4 protein-coding genes are annotated in these 16,838 nt (G+C 58.6%); all 4 read right to left on the reverse strand.

Annotated elements, in window-relative coordinates; all coding sequences use genetic code 11:
* Positions 1–40: 40 nt before the first annotated feature.
* The 4 genes from AB4O09_RS17530 to AB4O09_RS17545 all read right to left on the reverse strand — a co-directional run bounded on the left by AB4O09_RS17530 (position 41) and on the right by AB4O09_RS17545 (position 16,819).
* Positions 41–382: a DUF6124 family protein gene (locus AB4O09_RS17530; RefSeq protein ID WP_003201229.1), complete on the reverse strand. Its 342-nt coding sequence runs from the start codon at positions 380–382 to the stop codon at positions 41–43.
* Positions 383–844: 462 nt separating this feature from the next.
* A complete protein-coding gene (locus tag AB4O09_RS17535; protein WP_123423063.1) occupies positions 845–1,399 on the reverse strand; it encodes a hypothetical protein in 555 nt (184 codons plus the stop codon).
* A 122-nt stretch (positions 1,400–1,521) separates the two neighbouring features.
* Positions 1,522–2,109: a hypothetical protein gene (locus AB4O09_RS17540; RefSeq protein ID WP_233839781.1), complete on the reverse strand. Its 588-nt coding sequence runs from the start codon at positions 2,107–2,109 to the stop codon at positions 1,522–1,524.
* A complete protein-coding gene (locus AB4O09_RS17545) occupies positions 2,087–16,819 on the reverse strand; it encodes a two-partner secretion domain-containing protein (protein ID WP_460107265.1) in 14,733 nt (4,910 codons plus the stop codon). Before AB4O09_RS17545 ends, AB4O09_RS17540 begins: the two co-directional genes overlap by 23 nt.
* Positions 16,820–16,838 lie beyond the last annotated feature (19 nt).

Consider the following 16,838-nt stretch of genomic DNA (forward strand, 5'->3'; position numbering starts at 1 on the left):
CTTGGAAAAATGGGGTCTATCCCACGCCAGTTACGAACGTCTATCTAGGGTCGATGACATCCAGCGCCCGGTTTGCCAATAGCTGACCCAGCTCGATCAACTGTTGCAACCCTAGTGCAACATGCCGTCGAGAATCCTCCAGGTCGAACGCCAAATCGCCGGCCATGGCATTGGCGGAGGCCAAGGTTTCGCTGAGGTTGGCCAACAGGCTTTCAGCATCGACATCCTCCACGACGGTGAATAGCTGCTCCGGAGGTGGCTTCTTGTCAGGCTGGGCGGGCTTGGGGTTCAGATAGGAATCGATAACGCGTTCGGCGTTGACGTCGGCTGCGATGTCCAGGTGCAGCGGTGGAACGGGTGGGTCGGGGATGAGTTTGTCCATATGGACCTCCTAACGTCAGTCGGATCCGCCACTGTTCGCGACTAAACGAAGTGGGGTGGCGGCTGTGCGCAGGTTAGTCGACCGGGACGTTAGGAAACCGGCGCACCCGAAAGTGCCCTGCGCACAGCCACCATAAAATCAGCGAGAAAACCGTAGCCTGACTTCAAGGGGACCTTGCGCCTAACGAAATACCGAGCGACTAAACCCGACCGCTGAATTGGCAGCGGTGGACAAAGACTAGGCACCGGAATCAGCAGGCGCAAGAGGCTGGAATTTTCTAGGAAATGTCCTGCAAGTCAATGGGGAATATTCGCTCCGTCGATTCCTACGACAAGCTCGTTCAACCATTCCCCCACCGAAGCGCTGCGCGACGGGTGCGATATGATTGGGAGACGGTTGCGGGCGCAAGCTGCGGAACAAATGGAAAATGAGCGATCTTGGATCACCCATTCGATTCAGGTGCTAAGGCAGACTTGCGACAAGAATGCGTTCCTGTGGCTGGGTGACGTCGTAGACATGCTGCTCACAACGAGCACCCACAAACTGGAACTCCACCAGATAAACCTTGCTTCGTTCCGGTGTAAAAGTGCTTCTGAGTGGACCGCAGCGGTAGCCAGTCCCGATGCTCTCGCCGCTGGCGTTGCCCGAAACCTCAAACGGCTGATCAGGGTCAGCTTGTACTTCCAACTGCGGGAAGTGTTTCAAGGTAGCGCTGTGGACCGTTTCGTTAACCTTGGCAATCCAGCCAAACACCTTGCCCCGGCCGGTATCCACTACGGTTCCCTGAACATCCATGCGCTGGTCAGGATCGGCTGCGCGCCTGATCGAAAACTCCACCGGATAGGTGGCACCCGATGCTTTCATGATGACTTTGGCGTGCAGGGCATCGACGGTCACTTTGTTTTGGTGCAGTTGGATGCCGTCGTTGAGTACGGTGGGGGAAGAGTCTCTTACATTGGATTTACAGCTTGGCAATGTCAGGATAAGACTCAATATCAGTAGTGACGCTTTCTTCACGAGTAACTCCAAGTAAATCCTAAAAAATACAGCCTGCGTATTCAGGATACCAACCAAATTTAATCGAGAAACACAACTTCCCTCTTAAAATCGTGGTCTACTTTCTGAGAACTCCAATGCTGTCAATTTAATGGTATCCCTTCCAAATCAACTGCATTCACTTGTGATTCTTCCAATACTGAAAAATCATCAGAATTATCATGCAACCCATGGGACAAGACAAAGCTTTTACCCCCTGAAATATCAAAACGCAGGCCTACTTCGCTGGGGCGCTGGTGTTCCTTCGCACTCATATGCCCGCGTTTAAGTATCGTCACACCACTTACCCAACCTCCGATAAGTTGCTTCCAAAAATCAGTGACAAACCGTCCAGACTCGGAAATAGCGAACAGTTCCTCGTCGCGATCCAAGGAGATCAAACTTTGGCTCGCGCCCCTCGCGCCCTCATCCCAAACGATGATGCTATTCAGAGATGGATCACTCGAAAACCCAAGAATTATGTCACCCTCAAAGTAGATGACTAACGGCCCAGCCGTTAATGAGAAGGCCATTTCATCCTCAATATCACAATGAGTTGAAACTTCCGATGCAGGCCACCAACTATACCTGACAAATTTGGTAATCTGCTTACCAGCAAGCTTACGAAGAAGCTCATTTGCCGCAGACGGCACCATCGAAGCCATAGACTTATCTCCCATTAAACGGCCCATTCTTCTGTGCCACCTGAATTAACAGATCAATCATGCGAAGATTATTTTTTGACGGCGAAGTATTAAAGTTAACAGCAAGCGGATCAGCGACTACAATGCGCCCTTCGCGACCAATTAAAAACTGCAAATCATTGACCTGAATATTATTATCCACCAGTTTACTTCGAATACTTTGAAGGTCTGAGACGCTTCGTTGATTGAGAAGTGGTGAATCACCGACAATACGTACCTTCCCGTCCACAAGCTTCACGATATCTTTCGACCCTTGAGCGAACTTATCCATTAATATACCAGGGATGCCGTCAACAACCACTGCTTGGGGGTTCACTGTAGGAACGCCTACATCACGTAGCTTGCCAAGCATTTCGATTTCGTCAGAAATCGACTGTGAATCAGTTCCATTCCGCAAGACTCCAACAGCTTGGTTGTCTCCATAAGCATAAACATCCTTGTTACCACCGCGACCTAGCAAGTCTCCCAGATCAGAACGACCAAGGTTTGAAGCAGTAAGAGCATCAGTGCTTTTCGCCCCACTCCCTACTACTCCCCCTTTCAGCCCCCCAGCAGCCCCCGAACCAACAACGTTCAGCGCCCCCATCACAATGTTACCGGCGGCCGCCCAAGCATCTCCGTTATAGGCTTGTACCCCACCATACGCAATCTGAAGCGCTCCGCTTTCTGCGGCGAGTAGACGGATGCCGGCGCCCAAACTGCCGCTCATCACATACAGTGCAGGAGTGCCTACATCAGCGAGCGCTTGGTAGTCCTGATTGATACGCAGGGTGCCAAGTGAATCGAGATAGAGTTGCTCGTTTTGACTCAGCGGGCGATTCATTTGGTCAAGGATTCCGCCCGGGTAGAGCCTATCCAGTGACGCCTGCTTGTCCGCACCGTAACTCGCATAGGCGACGGTATCGCTTTGCTTTAACGGCACTTTCCGTGTCATCGCATTGATTTTTGCTTGCGCCGCTTCTGGGCCATAAGCATTTATCAGGGCGTAGGTATACTCCTGCAGGTAGGCGTTGAGCTGTGCCTTGTCAGCATCGGACATCGTGTCACTGTGCAGACGATAACGCTCCATCAGCGCATTTGAAATCTGATCCAACTTATCCAGTTCGACCAGCTTCTTGGCAACCGAGACGCGGGTATCTCCGTTCAACCTCTGTTGACGTAGTCGGTCCAGCAGCGTCTGATCAGCGGGGCTCAGGAAATTGTTTTCTACCGCATTTTTCCCGACCTGAGCCGATGCCACGGCAGACAAGGCATCCTTGCCTGTGACCGCCCCGCCAATGCCGGCAGCCAATGTAGCTAACGCAGAAATGGTTTGTTTCTGGTCTTGCGTCAGCTCCTCGTCGCTGAGTTCGCCGTAGAGCTCTTCTCTGATAAGGCGAGCTGTTACCTCGGCAGCAACCGCACCAGTCGCGCCCGCTAAAGCAGAGTTGCCACCTGCTCTCGCGATTACAGCACCTAGAACCGCATGAGCCATTAAGTTGGCTGTTGCGTCCCCCTCTGTCATGTCCTTGACCGTTTGCGCCAGATAAGGCGCAGCTGCGCCCCCTATAGCGCCGCCAATATTTCCACCGATCAATCCTTGAACGATTGCGGACACTGCCTGGCTAGCTTTTTGGAAACTGCTGCCAACGCCATAGTCACTCTGAACCTGTTTGGCGACTTGCTCGCTGCTCGGATCAGCAACTCCGTTGTCGAGTAACTTCTGGTGTGCCGCCTTAAAGACCTCACTATTCTGATCTTTCGCCTCTTTGATCTTAGCCGCCGCAATCGCATCTCCAACGCCCTTCACCAACTCCACCGAGCTCTTGATCAGCTCGACGCGCTCCTTCATCGCCTCTTCGTCAGGCTTGTCCAAATGTTCGTTGGCATTCTTCGTATCGCGATTTAAGCCGACAGTATCCTGAGCACCCTCCGGTTTGCGGACGATGATCGTGCCTTCGCTCACCGCGCTACGTGTGTGGCTCTTGTCGGATTCGCTTAGAGCAATACCGTACAAGCCACCCACCGAGGCAGTTGCGCCAGCGCCACCGTAACTGCCCGAGATGCTGATACCTGCGGACTGAGCCTCGATTTCACTGATGTTCTTGATGTCGCGCGCGATGAGTCGGTCGGTGATCAGCGTGTTTTTATCCGCCGAGGCGTCGCTGGCAATCACACCGCCTTCAAGGGTGGTGGTCTTACCCACGTCAACGGTGTAGCCACCCGTCCCCGCGAACAGGCCGGTCTGGTCCGTGACGCCTTTGTACTCGCTGTTCATGTTGCCGGCAGCCAGGTTGGCTGAAGCGGCGACAGGTGTACCGTAGCAGAATGGTGGAATACAGATGCTCGCACCGAAACCACCGCTACTTTGCTTGCTTTTCTGGTCCTGGGTGTCCTGGCGGGAAATGATGTTGAGGTTGCCGTCGATCAGCGCCTTGATTTCATCAGCGCGAACCTGAGCACCCGCCAGCGTGGTGTCGCCGCCGCTGCGCAACAGCAACGAACCGGTATCGACCGTCGTGTTGACCTGCGTGACAGAACTGCCATTACCCATGCCTTTTGCGAGCTGCGCGCCAAGGTCCAGGGTGAAGCCGTTTTGCTGGCCTATGTTGAAGCTGGCACCGATAGCGGTTTTGTTGTTGCTGTTGTGGTTGGACCAGTCAGCGGTGTTCTGCGCGCTTTCCAGAATGATGTTATTGCTGGCAAGCAACGAGGTATTGGCCGCTTTGATACTGCTGCCGATGACGTGCAAATCACCATCGTTCTCCGCCGCGTTGCCATGGGCAATGATGGATAAAGTGGTGCCTGCGTTGAGGGTGCTCTGCTTGGCGGTTTGGCTGGCGTAGTCGCTGGTACTTTTGCTGTGGGTATTGGCGAGCTCGGTGCCAATTTTGATCAACGAACCATTACTGGCGGTGCCGCCCTGCTTGTCGGCGAAGCCGGTTTTCTGATCATTGGCGTCCGAGGCCATCCCGCCGAGGTTGTAGGCTGCCAGCGCCGCCTGGGCCAGCTTCACGGCTTTGAGCCGAGGGTCATCGGCATCCTTCGCGGCTTCGACCGACGAGCGAATGGTGTTGACCGTGTCGATGATCGCACCACCGACGACACGCCCCACGGCCAAGCTGTTGGATTTATCTACGGTGCTTTGCTTCGCCGTTTCCATACCCGCAGCGATAGTGACGTTCGAGCCCCGCAGGCTCATGTCCTTGGTGCTGACCAGGTCGCTGGCGATGACGTTGAGGTCTCCACCAGCGACGAGGCTGACGCTGCCTTTGCTGGAACCAATGGTGCTGCCGGTCAGGGTGGTTTGAGATGCCGTGCCGTTGTGTTTCTGGTTACTGATCGACAGGTGCTGGTTGCCAGTGATGTCGTCGATGCCCAGATTGTTGGCAGTCAAGATGCCGGTGAAATCGCGATTTTTTTCCTTGTGTACTTGGGTTCGAGAGAAAGTGTTCTCCGCCGCGTCGATGGTCAGGTCACGTCCCGCGCGTACCGTGAGGTCATCGGTGCTGACCAGGGCCGAGCCGGTGACGGTGGCATCGCGTTTGGCAACGACGGCGATGGTGTCGCCCGAGATCAGGCTGCCGACAGCAGTTGTCTGAGTCTCGGCCAACTGATCCTTGACCTTGCTCGACTTCAAGCCACCCCAACTGCTTTTGCTTTGGCTGCGCTCGTGGCGGGCGCTCTCGGAGTCGGTAACGGCAACGATTTCCACATCATTGCCAGCTCCCAGGCCAACACTGCCTTTTTCGGAAGTGACGTTGCTGCCTTTGATCAGCAGATCGTTGCCGGCGGTCAGGACGTTGTTGCCGCCCGACGTAACCGAACTGGCAACGTTGGTGATACTGCTGGTTTCATCCAACCGAAACTTCTTCCCAGAAGAAGACTTCTTGGTCTTGCTATAAAAGCTGTAATCCGAATCCTCAGCCGATTGCAGCACCAGGTTCGCGCCAGCCACCAGATAAGCCTCATCCCCAGCGCTCACCCGACTGGCAATCAACCCCAAATCCTTGCCCGCGCTCAGCGCCACATTCCCACCCGCCGTCACACTGGTGGACACCTGGCTCACATGGTCTTCCTGAGCCGTGACCTTCTTGCTCTTGCCATACGAATGCTGTTCATCCGCCGCCGACGCCAGTGTCAGATCACCGATGGCATTCATGGAGATGTCGCGCTTGGCGTCGATCTGGCTGGCGACGGCAGTGAGGTCGCGGCCAGCGTTGGCGGTCAGGTCGCGGCCGATGTCGAGGCTGGAGCCGTACTGAGTGATGGTTTCGTCGCGATGCGTGCCCCGGTTGCCGCTGGTGATGCGCTCTGCGGAAGTCAGGTTGACGTCGCGGGTGGCGTTGAGAGTGGTGTCGGCGCCGCTTTTCAGCACGCCGCCGACGTTGTTGATGTCACGCCCGGCGCTGATGGTCAGGTTATTCGCTGCTTCAATGCGCGAAGCGCTGTCGATGAAGTCGGTGCGCTCGCGACGGTAGCCGCTGTCGCTTTCGTGGGTGGTGACGGTGCGTTCGTTGATCACGTCGCCACGGGTGGCGGAGAGTGTCACGTCGCGCCCGGCGATGATGCCGCCGGCCTTGTTGACAAGATTGTTGCCCGCCAGCAGATCGAGACGGTTGCCCGCTTCGACCAGGCCGCTGTTGACCAGGTCGTTGGTGGCGGTCGCGGACAGGTTGTTGCTCGCGCGCAGAGTGCCTGCGTTGTTCAGGTCTTTGCCGGCGATCAGGGTCACGTCGCTGCCCTGAATCAGCGCGCCGTTGGCCGCCAGGCGGTTGTTGGCATTAGCCAGATACAGCACCGGTACCAAGACTTGTTCACCGTTGACCTCGACGTTTTCCATCCAGACGATGTCGTGAGTCAGCGCCGCGACTTGTTCGGAGGTGAGGCTTACACCGATCGACAGGTTGAGCTCCTGTTTGCTGGCGATGGCGTTGTTCATCAAGTACTTGAACATGTCCTCGTTGGAGGTCTGGCCGTCGATGAAGCGCTGGCCGGTGCGGGCGACCACAGCTTGCTGGATCAGCGTTTGCTCGTACAAACCATCACCCAGGCGCTTGGCACTCTGGTCCGGATCGTAGCCGAGGTTGCCCAGCAGGTAGTCCGAGCTCATGAACTGCTTGAGGTCAGTGAGCACCGGATTGGTTTCGATCAAGTATTTCTGGGGCTTGGACTGGCTGGCATTGCTCGGCAGGCCTTGAACCCGTGCGATGCTCTGGCTACCCGCCGTGGTCATTTGTGTGAAAACGGTAGACGTGTTGGTAGCGCCCGCAGAAGCAGGCAGTACGCCGACCACAGCAGGTTGCCCTGCGAGGTTAGATCCGCTCACGCCGCCAACAACGGTCATACCGGCAGCATCCGGGGTGTGCCCCGGTACGCTGATGCCAGTGGCACCTGAGTCGGCGGGTGCGCTGACGCTGACGGTCGAGGCGTTGCCGTCGATACCCGCACTTTGACGGACGTTGGCGATCGCTTGACGGCTGGCCGCCGAAACCTGGGTTCCGGCACCCAGTTGGATATCACGGGCCTGAACGTCTGGCACGCTCTGGTTGCGTTGAACCTGTGCAACGCTGGCGCCGGTAAAGATCCAGTTTGGCGCAGCGACGTTAGCCTGGCTGGCCTGGGTGCCACTGCCACCCTGCCCGCTCAGGCGGAACAGGCCGTTTTGGCCGGTGGGCAAGCTGAAGCCAGGCAAGGCAACCGGATTGACCTGTTGCTGGGCCAGGGTGGGCGGCAGTTGCTGATTCAGGGTAATACGTGTGGAATATTGGCTGCCCGGGGCGCTCGTACCGGTGCGCGGACCGCTGCCGACGTAGGTATAGCCCGGACGCACGACGCTGTTATCGATATTGTTCTGGGTCGAGATGTTGACGGCACCACCGGCCTGAATCACAGCCGCGTAGCTTTGGTCGCCGCCGGCGATTTTTTTAGTGCTGCCTAAATTCGTGTACTCCATTTCGGTCATGCCAATGAAGTTGGCAATGCCGGCCTCCAGGCCGCCCAGATTATTGGCGTTATAACCAGCGCTTTCATACCAAAAAAGGTTGGTGAAGTTGCTGGCTGCGTTGTACCAGCCACCTGCATTTCGGGTCCGCTCGGAGCGGAACACTCGGGTGGTTTCCGTCTCGCCAGTCTCGATACCACTGTTGGTCAGGTTGACCAGCGATGCAGTCAGGTTGCCGCCGCTGGCGATGGTGCTGCTCTGATTCAGCAAGTTGCCGCCGTTTAGAGTCAGGTTGCCTCCCGCCGTGATGCTGGAGGCCGCGCTGGCCGCGGTGACTTCAGTTTTCTCGCGCTGTAACAGCTCCCAGACGTGGTTCTGCTTACCACTGCAGTCCCCCGCGTTGTACCCCTCGATGCAGGCAATTTCGTAGATTTTTGCCGTATAGATACCGCTGCTGCCGGTGGTCAGTAGCGTGCGGAAGTTCTGGATGGTGCTGGCAGCCAGGCTCATGCTGCCGTCGCTTTGAATCGAGCTCGAACTGTTGACGATACTGCTCGCCAGCGCTCCTTGACCGTTACGGTCAACGGTAAGGTTGCCCAGACTGTAGATGTTGGCGCTGAGGTTGTTCAGCGTATTGACCCGCAGGCTCATGTCGCCGCCACTGAAAATCAACCCCTGGTTGTTCACCAAGGACCCGGCGGTGACCGTCAGCAATTGAGCACCACCCAACGTGCCCAGGTTGTTGACCCCAACGGCGTTAACCGTCAGGTTGGTGGCCGAGGTCAACCGGCCGATATTGTCCAGTTGCCCATTGATATTGAGTGTGGTGCTGCCGCCACCAGCGATGCTGGAGTTTGAATTATTGAGGCTGACTTGTGCGGCATCCAGGCCGAGGATCCCCTGGCTGCTGAGACGACCGGCGCCCCAGTAGGCACCGCTCAGGTCTACCTTCAGGCTACCGTTGCTGGCTACCAGGCCTTCGTTGAACCAGTTGACGCCACTACCGCTGAAACTGTCGGAAGCCAATAGCTGACCACTGGCGGTCTGGGTAAAGTTATTAACGTTGACGTTCAGGCGCCCGGCCTGGATCACGCCGCTGTTGGTCCAGCTGTCGGTACCGATGGTCAACCCGCCACGGGTGACGAGGGTGCCACCAGCGCCGATGACGTTCGCGGTGGAAATGTCGAAGGTGCCAGTGCCGACATGCAACAGGCTGCCGCCGCTGTTGAGAAAGCTGCCAGCACCCAGAGTCAGGTCACTGTTAGCGGTTTCCAGGGTGCCATTGCGGTTGTCGAACAACCCACCAATCTGGAAGTTGGTCTTGCCACTGGCGCCCAAGGCGCGTAGCTGACCGGTCTGGTTATCCAGGCTGGCGGCTTTGATCGCCAGGGTGCTGTCGCTTTCAATAATACCCAGGCGGTTATTCAGCGCGCCGGTCAGGTTCAGGTCGATCTGGCTGCCGGCGATCTGGCCGTCGTTGTCGCCACTGTTATCGAAGTCATTACCGGTGACGTTGACCTTGCCTTTGGCATACAGGCCGCCGTTGCGGTTGTCGAAGTTGCGGGTGACGACGATGGCATCACCGCTTTGTGCGGAAATGCGTCCACCATAGTTGTCGAAGCCGCCCCGTGCGGTCAGGTTCAGGCGCTGGGCCTGGGTGATGCCGCCTTGGCGGTTGTTGTTCAGGTCGTAGCCGTTTTTCAGCACCCCGGTCAGTTGCGTGGTGAGCAAACCCTGCAGGCTGGCGAGCACGCCGCCACGGTTATCGAGATGGCGACCCGTTACGGTCACGTCGCCGGCCTTGGCCTGGATTCGACCGCTCTGGTTATCGATGTCCGTATCGACGGTGAGTTTCAGATCCCCTTGGCTTTGCACCACACCCTTGCCGTTGGTAAGGCTGGTCGCGTCGATTTCCACGCCGCCGTTCTGGCTGTAGATCAACCCATCGGTGTCGTTCTGGACTGCGCCGGAGGTATTCAAGACCAACAAATCATTGGCCGCGACGGTACCGCGGTTGCGGTTGTCCAGGCCATCGGTGAGCAAGGTCAACAAGCCCTGGCTGGCGATCTGGCCGCCCTGGTTATTGATCTGTGTGGTGCGTTCGACACGCAGTGGGCCGACGCTGGCGATCTTGCCGCTGGTGTTGGTCAGGGCGCCAAGCAGGTCCAGGGTCACGGCGGCATTGCCGATCAGCTTGCCGCCGCTGTTGTCCAGTGTGGTGCCGGTGAAGCTCAAGGCTTTTTGCGCGTTGACGGTACCGCCGACGTTGCCCAGGGTCATGGCGTTCATGACCAGGAGGGCGCCGCTGTCGATCAGGCCGCCTTGGGCGTTGTTCAGCAAACCGCCAGTGACGGTCAGGGTCTGATCGCCGCCACTGGAAAGTATCCCGCCGCTGCTGTTGTCCAGGCTGGCGGCGCTGACAGTGAGCTTTTTCTGGCCGACCAGCGCACCGGCAGCGCTGTTGAGCAGTGCCCCGCTGAGGATGACGCCGACGTCTCCATTGCGGCTGGAGAGCGTGCCGTTGTTGCGGTTATCAAGACTGGAACCGTTGACCTGCAGCCCTTGCCAACCAGAGATCAGGCCGTTCTGGTTGAGCAGGCTGTTGCCGTCAAGGTTGAGCAGATTGCTGCTGATCAGCTTGCCGCCGGTGTTATCGAGGGTGCGTCCGGCCAGGGTGAAGCTCTGGCTGCTGGAGATTTCGCCGCCGCGGTTATTGAGGTCGCGCAACCGGCTGATGGTCAGCGGTCCTTTGGCAGTCATCAAACCGCTGCTGTTATTCAGGTCACCACCGCCCAGGTCGAGGGAGATGCCGGCATTGCCGAGCAGGCGACCGCCGTTCTGGGTCAATGCACTCAGGTTCAGGCCGATATCGCCTTTGGCCGACACTTCGCCGCCGTTGCTGGAGTCCAGGCTGTTGGCGGTCAGGCTCAACGTACCCTGACTATTGATCAGGCCATTGCCACGGTTATCCAGGGCTGTTGCGTTGAGCGTCAGATCAGTGACGGCGAGCACCTGCCCGCCCTGGTTGTCGAGATCGGCGGAACTGATGTTAAGAGCCTGTGCCGCATTGATCAGGCCATCGCCCTTGTTGGTCAATACACCGTCGACATTGAGCATCAGGTCGCCACGGCTGTTCAGGATGCCGCCGCTGTTATCCAGGGAGCCCGCCTTCACATCCAGGCTGGCAGCGGCGATCAAGCCTTTGACGTTAGTCAGTGCTTGAGCGATGCGCAGCGTGATGCCCTGGTTGCCCAGCAATTTTCCGTTGCTGTTGTCGAGGCGGTCCGCCGTCAGGGCGAAGGCTTGGGCACTGGAAATTTCGCCGTTCTGGTTGGTCACTTCCGCGAGATTTTTCAGGACCAGAATCGGCGCATTGATCAGGCCATTCTGGTTGTTCAAATGGCCATTGTGCAGGTCCAGGTCCAGATGGGTGCTGCTGAATAAACGACCACCCTGCTGATCCAGGCCAGTGACATTGGCGGTCAAGGCCCCGGTACTGCCGATCCGGCCATTGTCCTGGTTGGTGACCTTGCCCGCGTCGAGACTCAAGGTGCTGGCGCTGTTCAGTTGTCCGCCATGGCTGTTGTCGAACTGGCCGGTGGTGACACTCACGGCCCCCTTGCCACTGATGCTGCCCTGGCGGTTATCGAGGCTGGCACTGTGCAGGTCCAGGTCGGCATCGGTGATCAGTTGCCCGCCCTGGTTGCTGATCGCACCAACGCTGTTCACGCTCAAGGCGCCGGCGCTGGACAGGCTGCCCGCCGTGTTGATCAGGCTACCCGCGCGAATGCCGAGTGAGCCTTCGCTGCTGAACAGCCCCAGGCTGTTGTCCAACGTAGCGCCGAGGTTGACGTCGATGCTCTTCGCGCTGAGCACGGCACCGGAGGTGTTATCCAATTCGCTGCCGATCACGCTCAAGCCGGTCTTGCCCGAGAGCAGGCCTTTGTTGCGGTTGATGATTTGATCGACCTTCAGCGCCAATGTGTCTTGGGCGAGGATTTGCCCGCTGTCGCTGTTGTCCAGTTGCTGACCAACCAGGCTCAATGCCCCTTGACTGGACAGTTCGCCGCCGCGGTTGTCGATGTCGCCAACCTTGATGTCCAGTGCACCGGTCGCACCGACCAGGCCATTGGCGCGGTTGTCCAGGCTATTGCCAGTCAAGCTCAGCTTGCCTTGGGCGATCAATTGCCCGCCTTGCTGCTGCAAGCTGCCAAGGGTCGCGCTCAGATCTTTTTTACTGGCGATCTGGCCCTGGCTGTTATCCGCCGTGACGGCATCGAGCAGTAGATTGCCATCGGCAACCACGGTGCCCTGATGGTTGGTGAAGTGGTTGTCGACTTGCAGGTCCAGCTCATCGCGACTGCTGATCAAGCCGCCGGTGTTGTCCAGGCTGGCGCTGCGAGTATTCAACGCGGCCGCGGAAATGATGCCGTTGACGTTGTTCATCGCTTGCGCCAAGCGCAACGTCAGCGCCTGATTGCTGAGCAGCTTGCCACCGCTGTTGTCCAGCGTCCGGGCCTCGAGAGAGAAGGCTTGGGCGCTGGAAATTTCCCCACTCTGGTTGGCGACACCATCGAGATTTTTCAGTAGCAGCGCGCTAGGGGCATTGATCAAGCCATGTTGGTTATTCAACTGGCCGTGGTTCAGGTCGAGGGTCAACGCCGTGTTGCTGAACAACTCGCCACCCTGCTGGTCGAGGCCTGTGAGCGAGCCTGTCAAGGCCATGGCGCTGGCGATGCGACCGGTGTCCTGGTTGGTCACTTGGGCTGCGGTCAGGTCCAGGGTGTTGGCACTGGTCAGGCGACCGCCGTGACTGTTGTCGAAAGCGCCAGTGGTGACCTGCGTTTTGCCCTTGCCGAACAGCACGCCGCCGTTTTGGTTATCCAAGGTAGCGCTGTTGAGGGTCAGCCCCGCGTCGGTATTGATCGAGCCGCCCTGATTATTCAACGCCCCGGTGGTGGTCACCTTCAGCGCAGCCGCGCTGGACAGGCTGCCCTTGGCGTTGTCCACGCTGGCGGCATCGAGGGTCAGGGTTCCGTCGCTGCTGAGCAGGCCGGCACGGTTGTCCAAATCGGCCGTCAGGTTGAGCAGCAGGTCATGCTGGCCGGCAAGCGTCCCACCAACGTTGTCCAGACGCGTGCCGGTCAGGTTGAGGGTGCTGCCAAACAGCAGGCCTTTGTTCTGATTGATCAGGCGCGCGACCTTCAGTCCCAGCGCGGTGCCCGCCAGCACCTTGCCGCCGTCACTGTTATTCAATTGATCGCCGGTGAGACCGACATCGACCTGACTGGAGATTTCGCCCGCGCGGTTGTCGATGCTGCCGACATTGAGTTTCAGCGCTTTTGTTGCCCCTACCAAACCACCCTGGCTGTTATCCAGCGAGGCACCGGTCAATGTCAGCGTGCCTTGGGCGACCAGTTCACCACCCTGCTGGGTCAGTGCATCAACGTTGGCGACCAGGTCACTTTGGCTGGCAATACGTCCGGCGTTATTGAGCACGACGCCGGCCTGCAATTGCACCAACCCCACGGCGCTAAGCAAACCGCCCTGGTTATCCAGACGTTGACCGGTGAAACCGATGCCGGCCTTGCTGGTGAGCAAACCTTGCTGGCGATTGTCCATTTGATCGACGAAGAGTTGCAGGTCCTTGTCGGCGCGAACGACACCGCCACGGTTATCCGTCGTGGTCGTGCGCAACGTCAGCAGATTCAGCCCCGAGAGACGACCACCGCGGTTGTCCAGGCTCAGGCCTCGCACGTTCATCAAGCCCTTGGCCAAGAGACTGCCGCCGCCCTGGTTATTCAGTAGCCCGTCGAGGGTGACGTCGAGGTTGCCGTCCGTTACCAGGCTGCCCGCCTGGCGGTTATCCAGGCTCCCGGCCCTGACGCTCAAGCCTTGTCCAGCCCCCAGCGTACCGGCCTGGTTATCCAGGGTGCCGCTGATGGTCAGGTTCAGGCGTTGATCGGCGGTGATCTGGCCGCCGCCGTTGCCCAAGGTCATGGCGCTAATGGTGCTGTTACCGGCGCTGGACAGCTCGCCATTGCGATTGAGTAAGACCCCACTCAGCTGCAGGCTCAAGTCAGCATCGCTGCTGAGGCTGGCGTCAGTGTTATCCAACTGAGCCGCGCGCAGATCGACACCATGCCCGGAGATGGCTCCGCGGACGTTAGCCAGCGCCTGATCGATGCGTACGGTCAACCCTTGATCACTGACCAGTTTACCGTCCGTGTTATCGAGGCTTTGCGCCGCCAGGGTGAATGCCTTGGCACTGGAGATTTCCCCGCCCTGGTTGCCGACAGTGCGGAGGTTTTTCAACAGCAATTGGCCCGGTGCAGTGATCAAGCCACCGTTGTTATTCAACCGCCCTTTATTCAGGTCAAGGCTGACATCAGTGGCGCTGAACAATTGACCGCCCGCTTGTTGATCGAGGCCGGTGACTGTCGCAGTCAATGCCATAGCGCTGGCGATACGGCCTGCGCTGCTGTTATCCACCTCGTTCGCCGTGAGCTGGAGTACGCCGGTACTGGTCAGTTGCCCGCCTTGCTGGTTGGCGAAGGCTCCCGTCTTGAGCACCACACCGTTGCCCGCGATACGACCTTGTTGGCTGTTGTCGAGACTGCCGCTGGTCAGGGTCAATCCGGCGTCGGTGAGCAAGGTTCCGCCCTGGTTGGCAAGGGCGCCGCTGCTGGTGACACTCAAACCGCCCAGGCTGGAAATACTGCCGCCGTTATTGCCTAGGCTCGCCGCCTGCGCGGTGAGTGTGCCGTCACCGCGTAGCACACCTTGGGTGTTGTTCAGTTGATTGGTCACGACCAGGTTGAGGTTGCGCTTGGCATACACGCTACCGGCGTCGCTGTTATCCAACTGCCCGACGTTGAGTTGTACATCGCGCTGCCCGGCAACCTGACCTTTTTGCTGATTGTCGAGGTTGTCGAGCGAAAGCGTAATGTCGCCGTTGGCCAGGATCCGACCATTGCTGCTGTTATCAGCCTGGCTGCCGCTCAAAGTCAGATTAGCGAGACTGGAGATTTCACCGTTGCGGTTATCCAGCACAGCGGTGCTCAGCTGGAGATTGCCGCCTGAATTGAAAAGCCCGGTCTGGTTCAGCAGTTGTCCGGCAATCTGAGCGGTGAGCCCGCCGGCACTGAGCACACGACCTGCCGTATTGTCCAGGGATGCTGCCGTCAGTTGAACGCTTTTGCTGGCGGAAAGACGCCCGCTCCGGTTGTTCACCTGGCCGCTGGCGTTGATGTCGAGCATTTGACCCGCCGCCATCAGACCAGCCACGTTATCCAGCGAGGCGACGCGTAACGTGACGTTGCTCAAGCTGTTGAGTTCACCGCTGCCGTTGTTCAACTGCCCGACATTGGCCGCCAGGGTGCCATTGCTGCTGACGAGCCCCTGGGTGTTGATGAGCTTATCGGCGGTGATGTTCAGCGTCGTGCCGCTCAGCACCCTGCCCTTGTTTTGATTGTCCAGGGTCTCGGCTTTGATCGTCGCGGTTTGCCCGGAGCTCAGGGTGCCGGCCTGGTTACTCAACGTCTGCGCAACATTGGCCGTCAGGTTGCGGCTGGCAATCACGCTGCCGCTGTTGCCGAGGCTCTGCGCCGTGAGGCTCACATCCCCCGTCGCATTGCGCGTCGTGTCAGCATTGACTCCCGCTTCAATAATCCCGTTATTTCTCAGTTGCCCAGCCGCATTCAGCGTGATGCTGTCCCGCGCCGCGAGGGTTTGCTGGTTGCTCAAGTTGCCCTGTGTCTGGGCGTTCAGCGTGGTCCCCGCGTAGGCGGCCCCCCGAGCATCGAGGCTGGCAGCCTTGACGTCGATGGCGCCGCTGGCCGAAGTCTCGGCCAGGCTCAAATGACCATTAGCATCGAGCTGGATGTCGCCGCCGCTGGCGATCAACTTGCCGTCCAGCTTCACGCCAACGCCGGCCTCGGTGCCCACCAACTTGATGGTGCCTGCGTACATACCGCCCAAGGCCGAGGAATCGATAGCCAGTTCGGGTTTCGCACTGCCGTCGTCAGCACGGGCGGTGGCGTTGAGGGTGTCGGCATTGACGTCATTGCGCCCGGCGACGATGGTCAGGTTCTTGGCCTGGATCTCGGCGTTGATCTTGGCGCTGCGGGTGATGATTTCGAAGTGATCGACGTTATTGGCGTTCAGGCCAGCGCCTTCAATCGTGACGCTGCCCTGGTCCACCTGATAGCGACTCAACTGGCCGTTTTCCACCATCGGTTTGCCGGTGCTCAAGGTCACTTTCGGACTGTTGATAAAGCCGCAGCCGTTGCAGGTGATGCCGTAAGGGTTGGCAACGATCACATGGGCCGACTGCCCCGCCACTTCGGTGTAGCCACGCAACTGGCTGGGGTTGCCGCCGTTGACTTCGTTGAGGATGGTGGTGGCGGCTGAACCCTGGAGGTTCGGGTTGCCGAGGATGATTCCGCCCAGTTGCGTGGACTGCGTGCGGGCGGTGGCGTTGTTGAGGATCACGCCGTTGCTGCCGACGTTGTAATCCTGGAACTGGTTATGGGACAGGCCGCTGCCGTTGGGCTTGACGATATTGACGATGGGCACGCCGTTGCCCGCCCGGTCCAGGCCGGTGCCCGGCGCGCTGACGACGATGCCGTCGGCCTGGGCCCACATGGGCTGCCAGAACATGACGTTGGCCAACAGGAACGCCAGGCCGCGCTTGGGCATGCCGAGAAACCGCTCGCGGTTTTTCAGGGCAGCGGAAGGTTGGCGGGCCAGGAAGGCGTATTGGCGGTCGTCCATGATCAGGTCTCGTTGCAGC

It is taken from the genome of Pseudomonas sp. H1_F01, assembly GCF_054681425.1.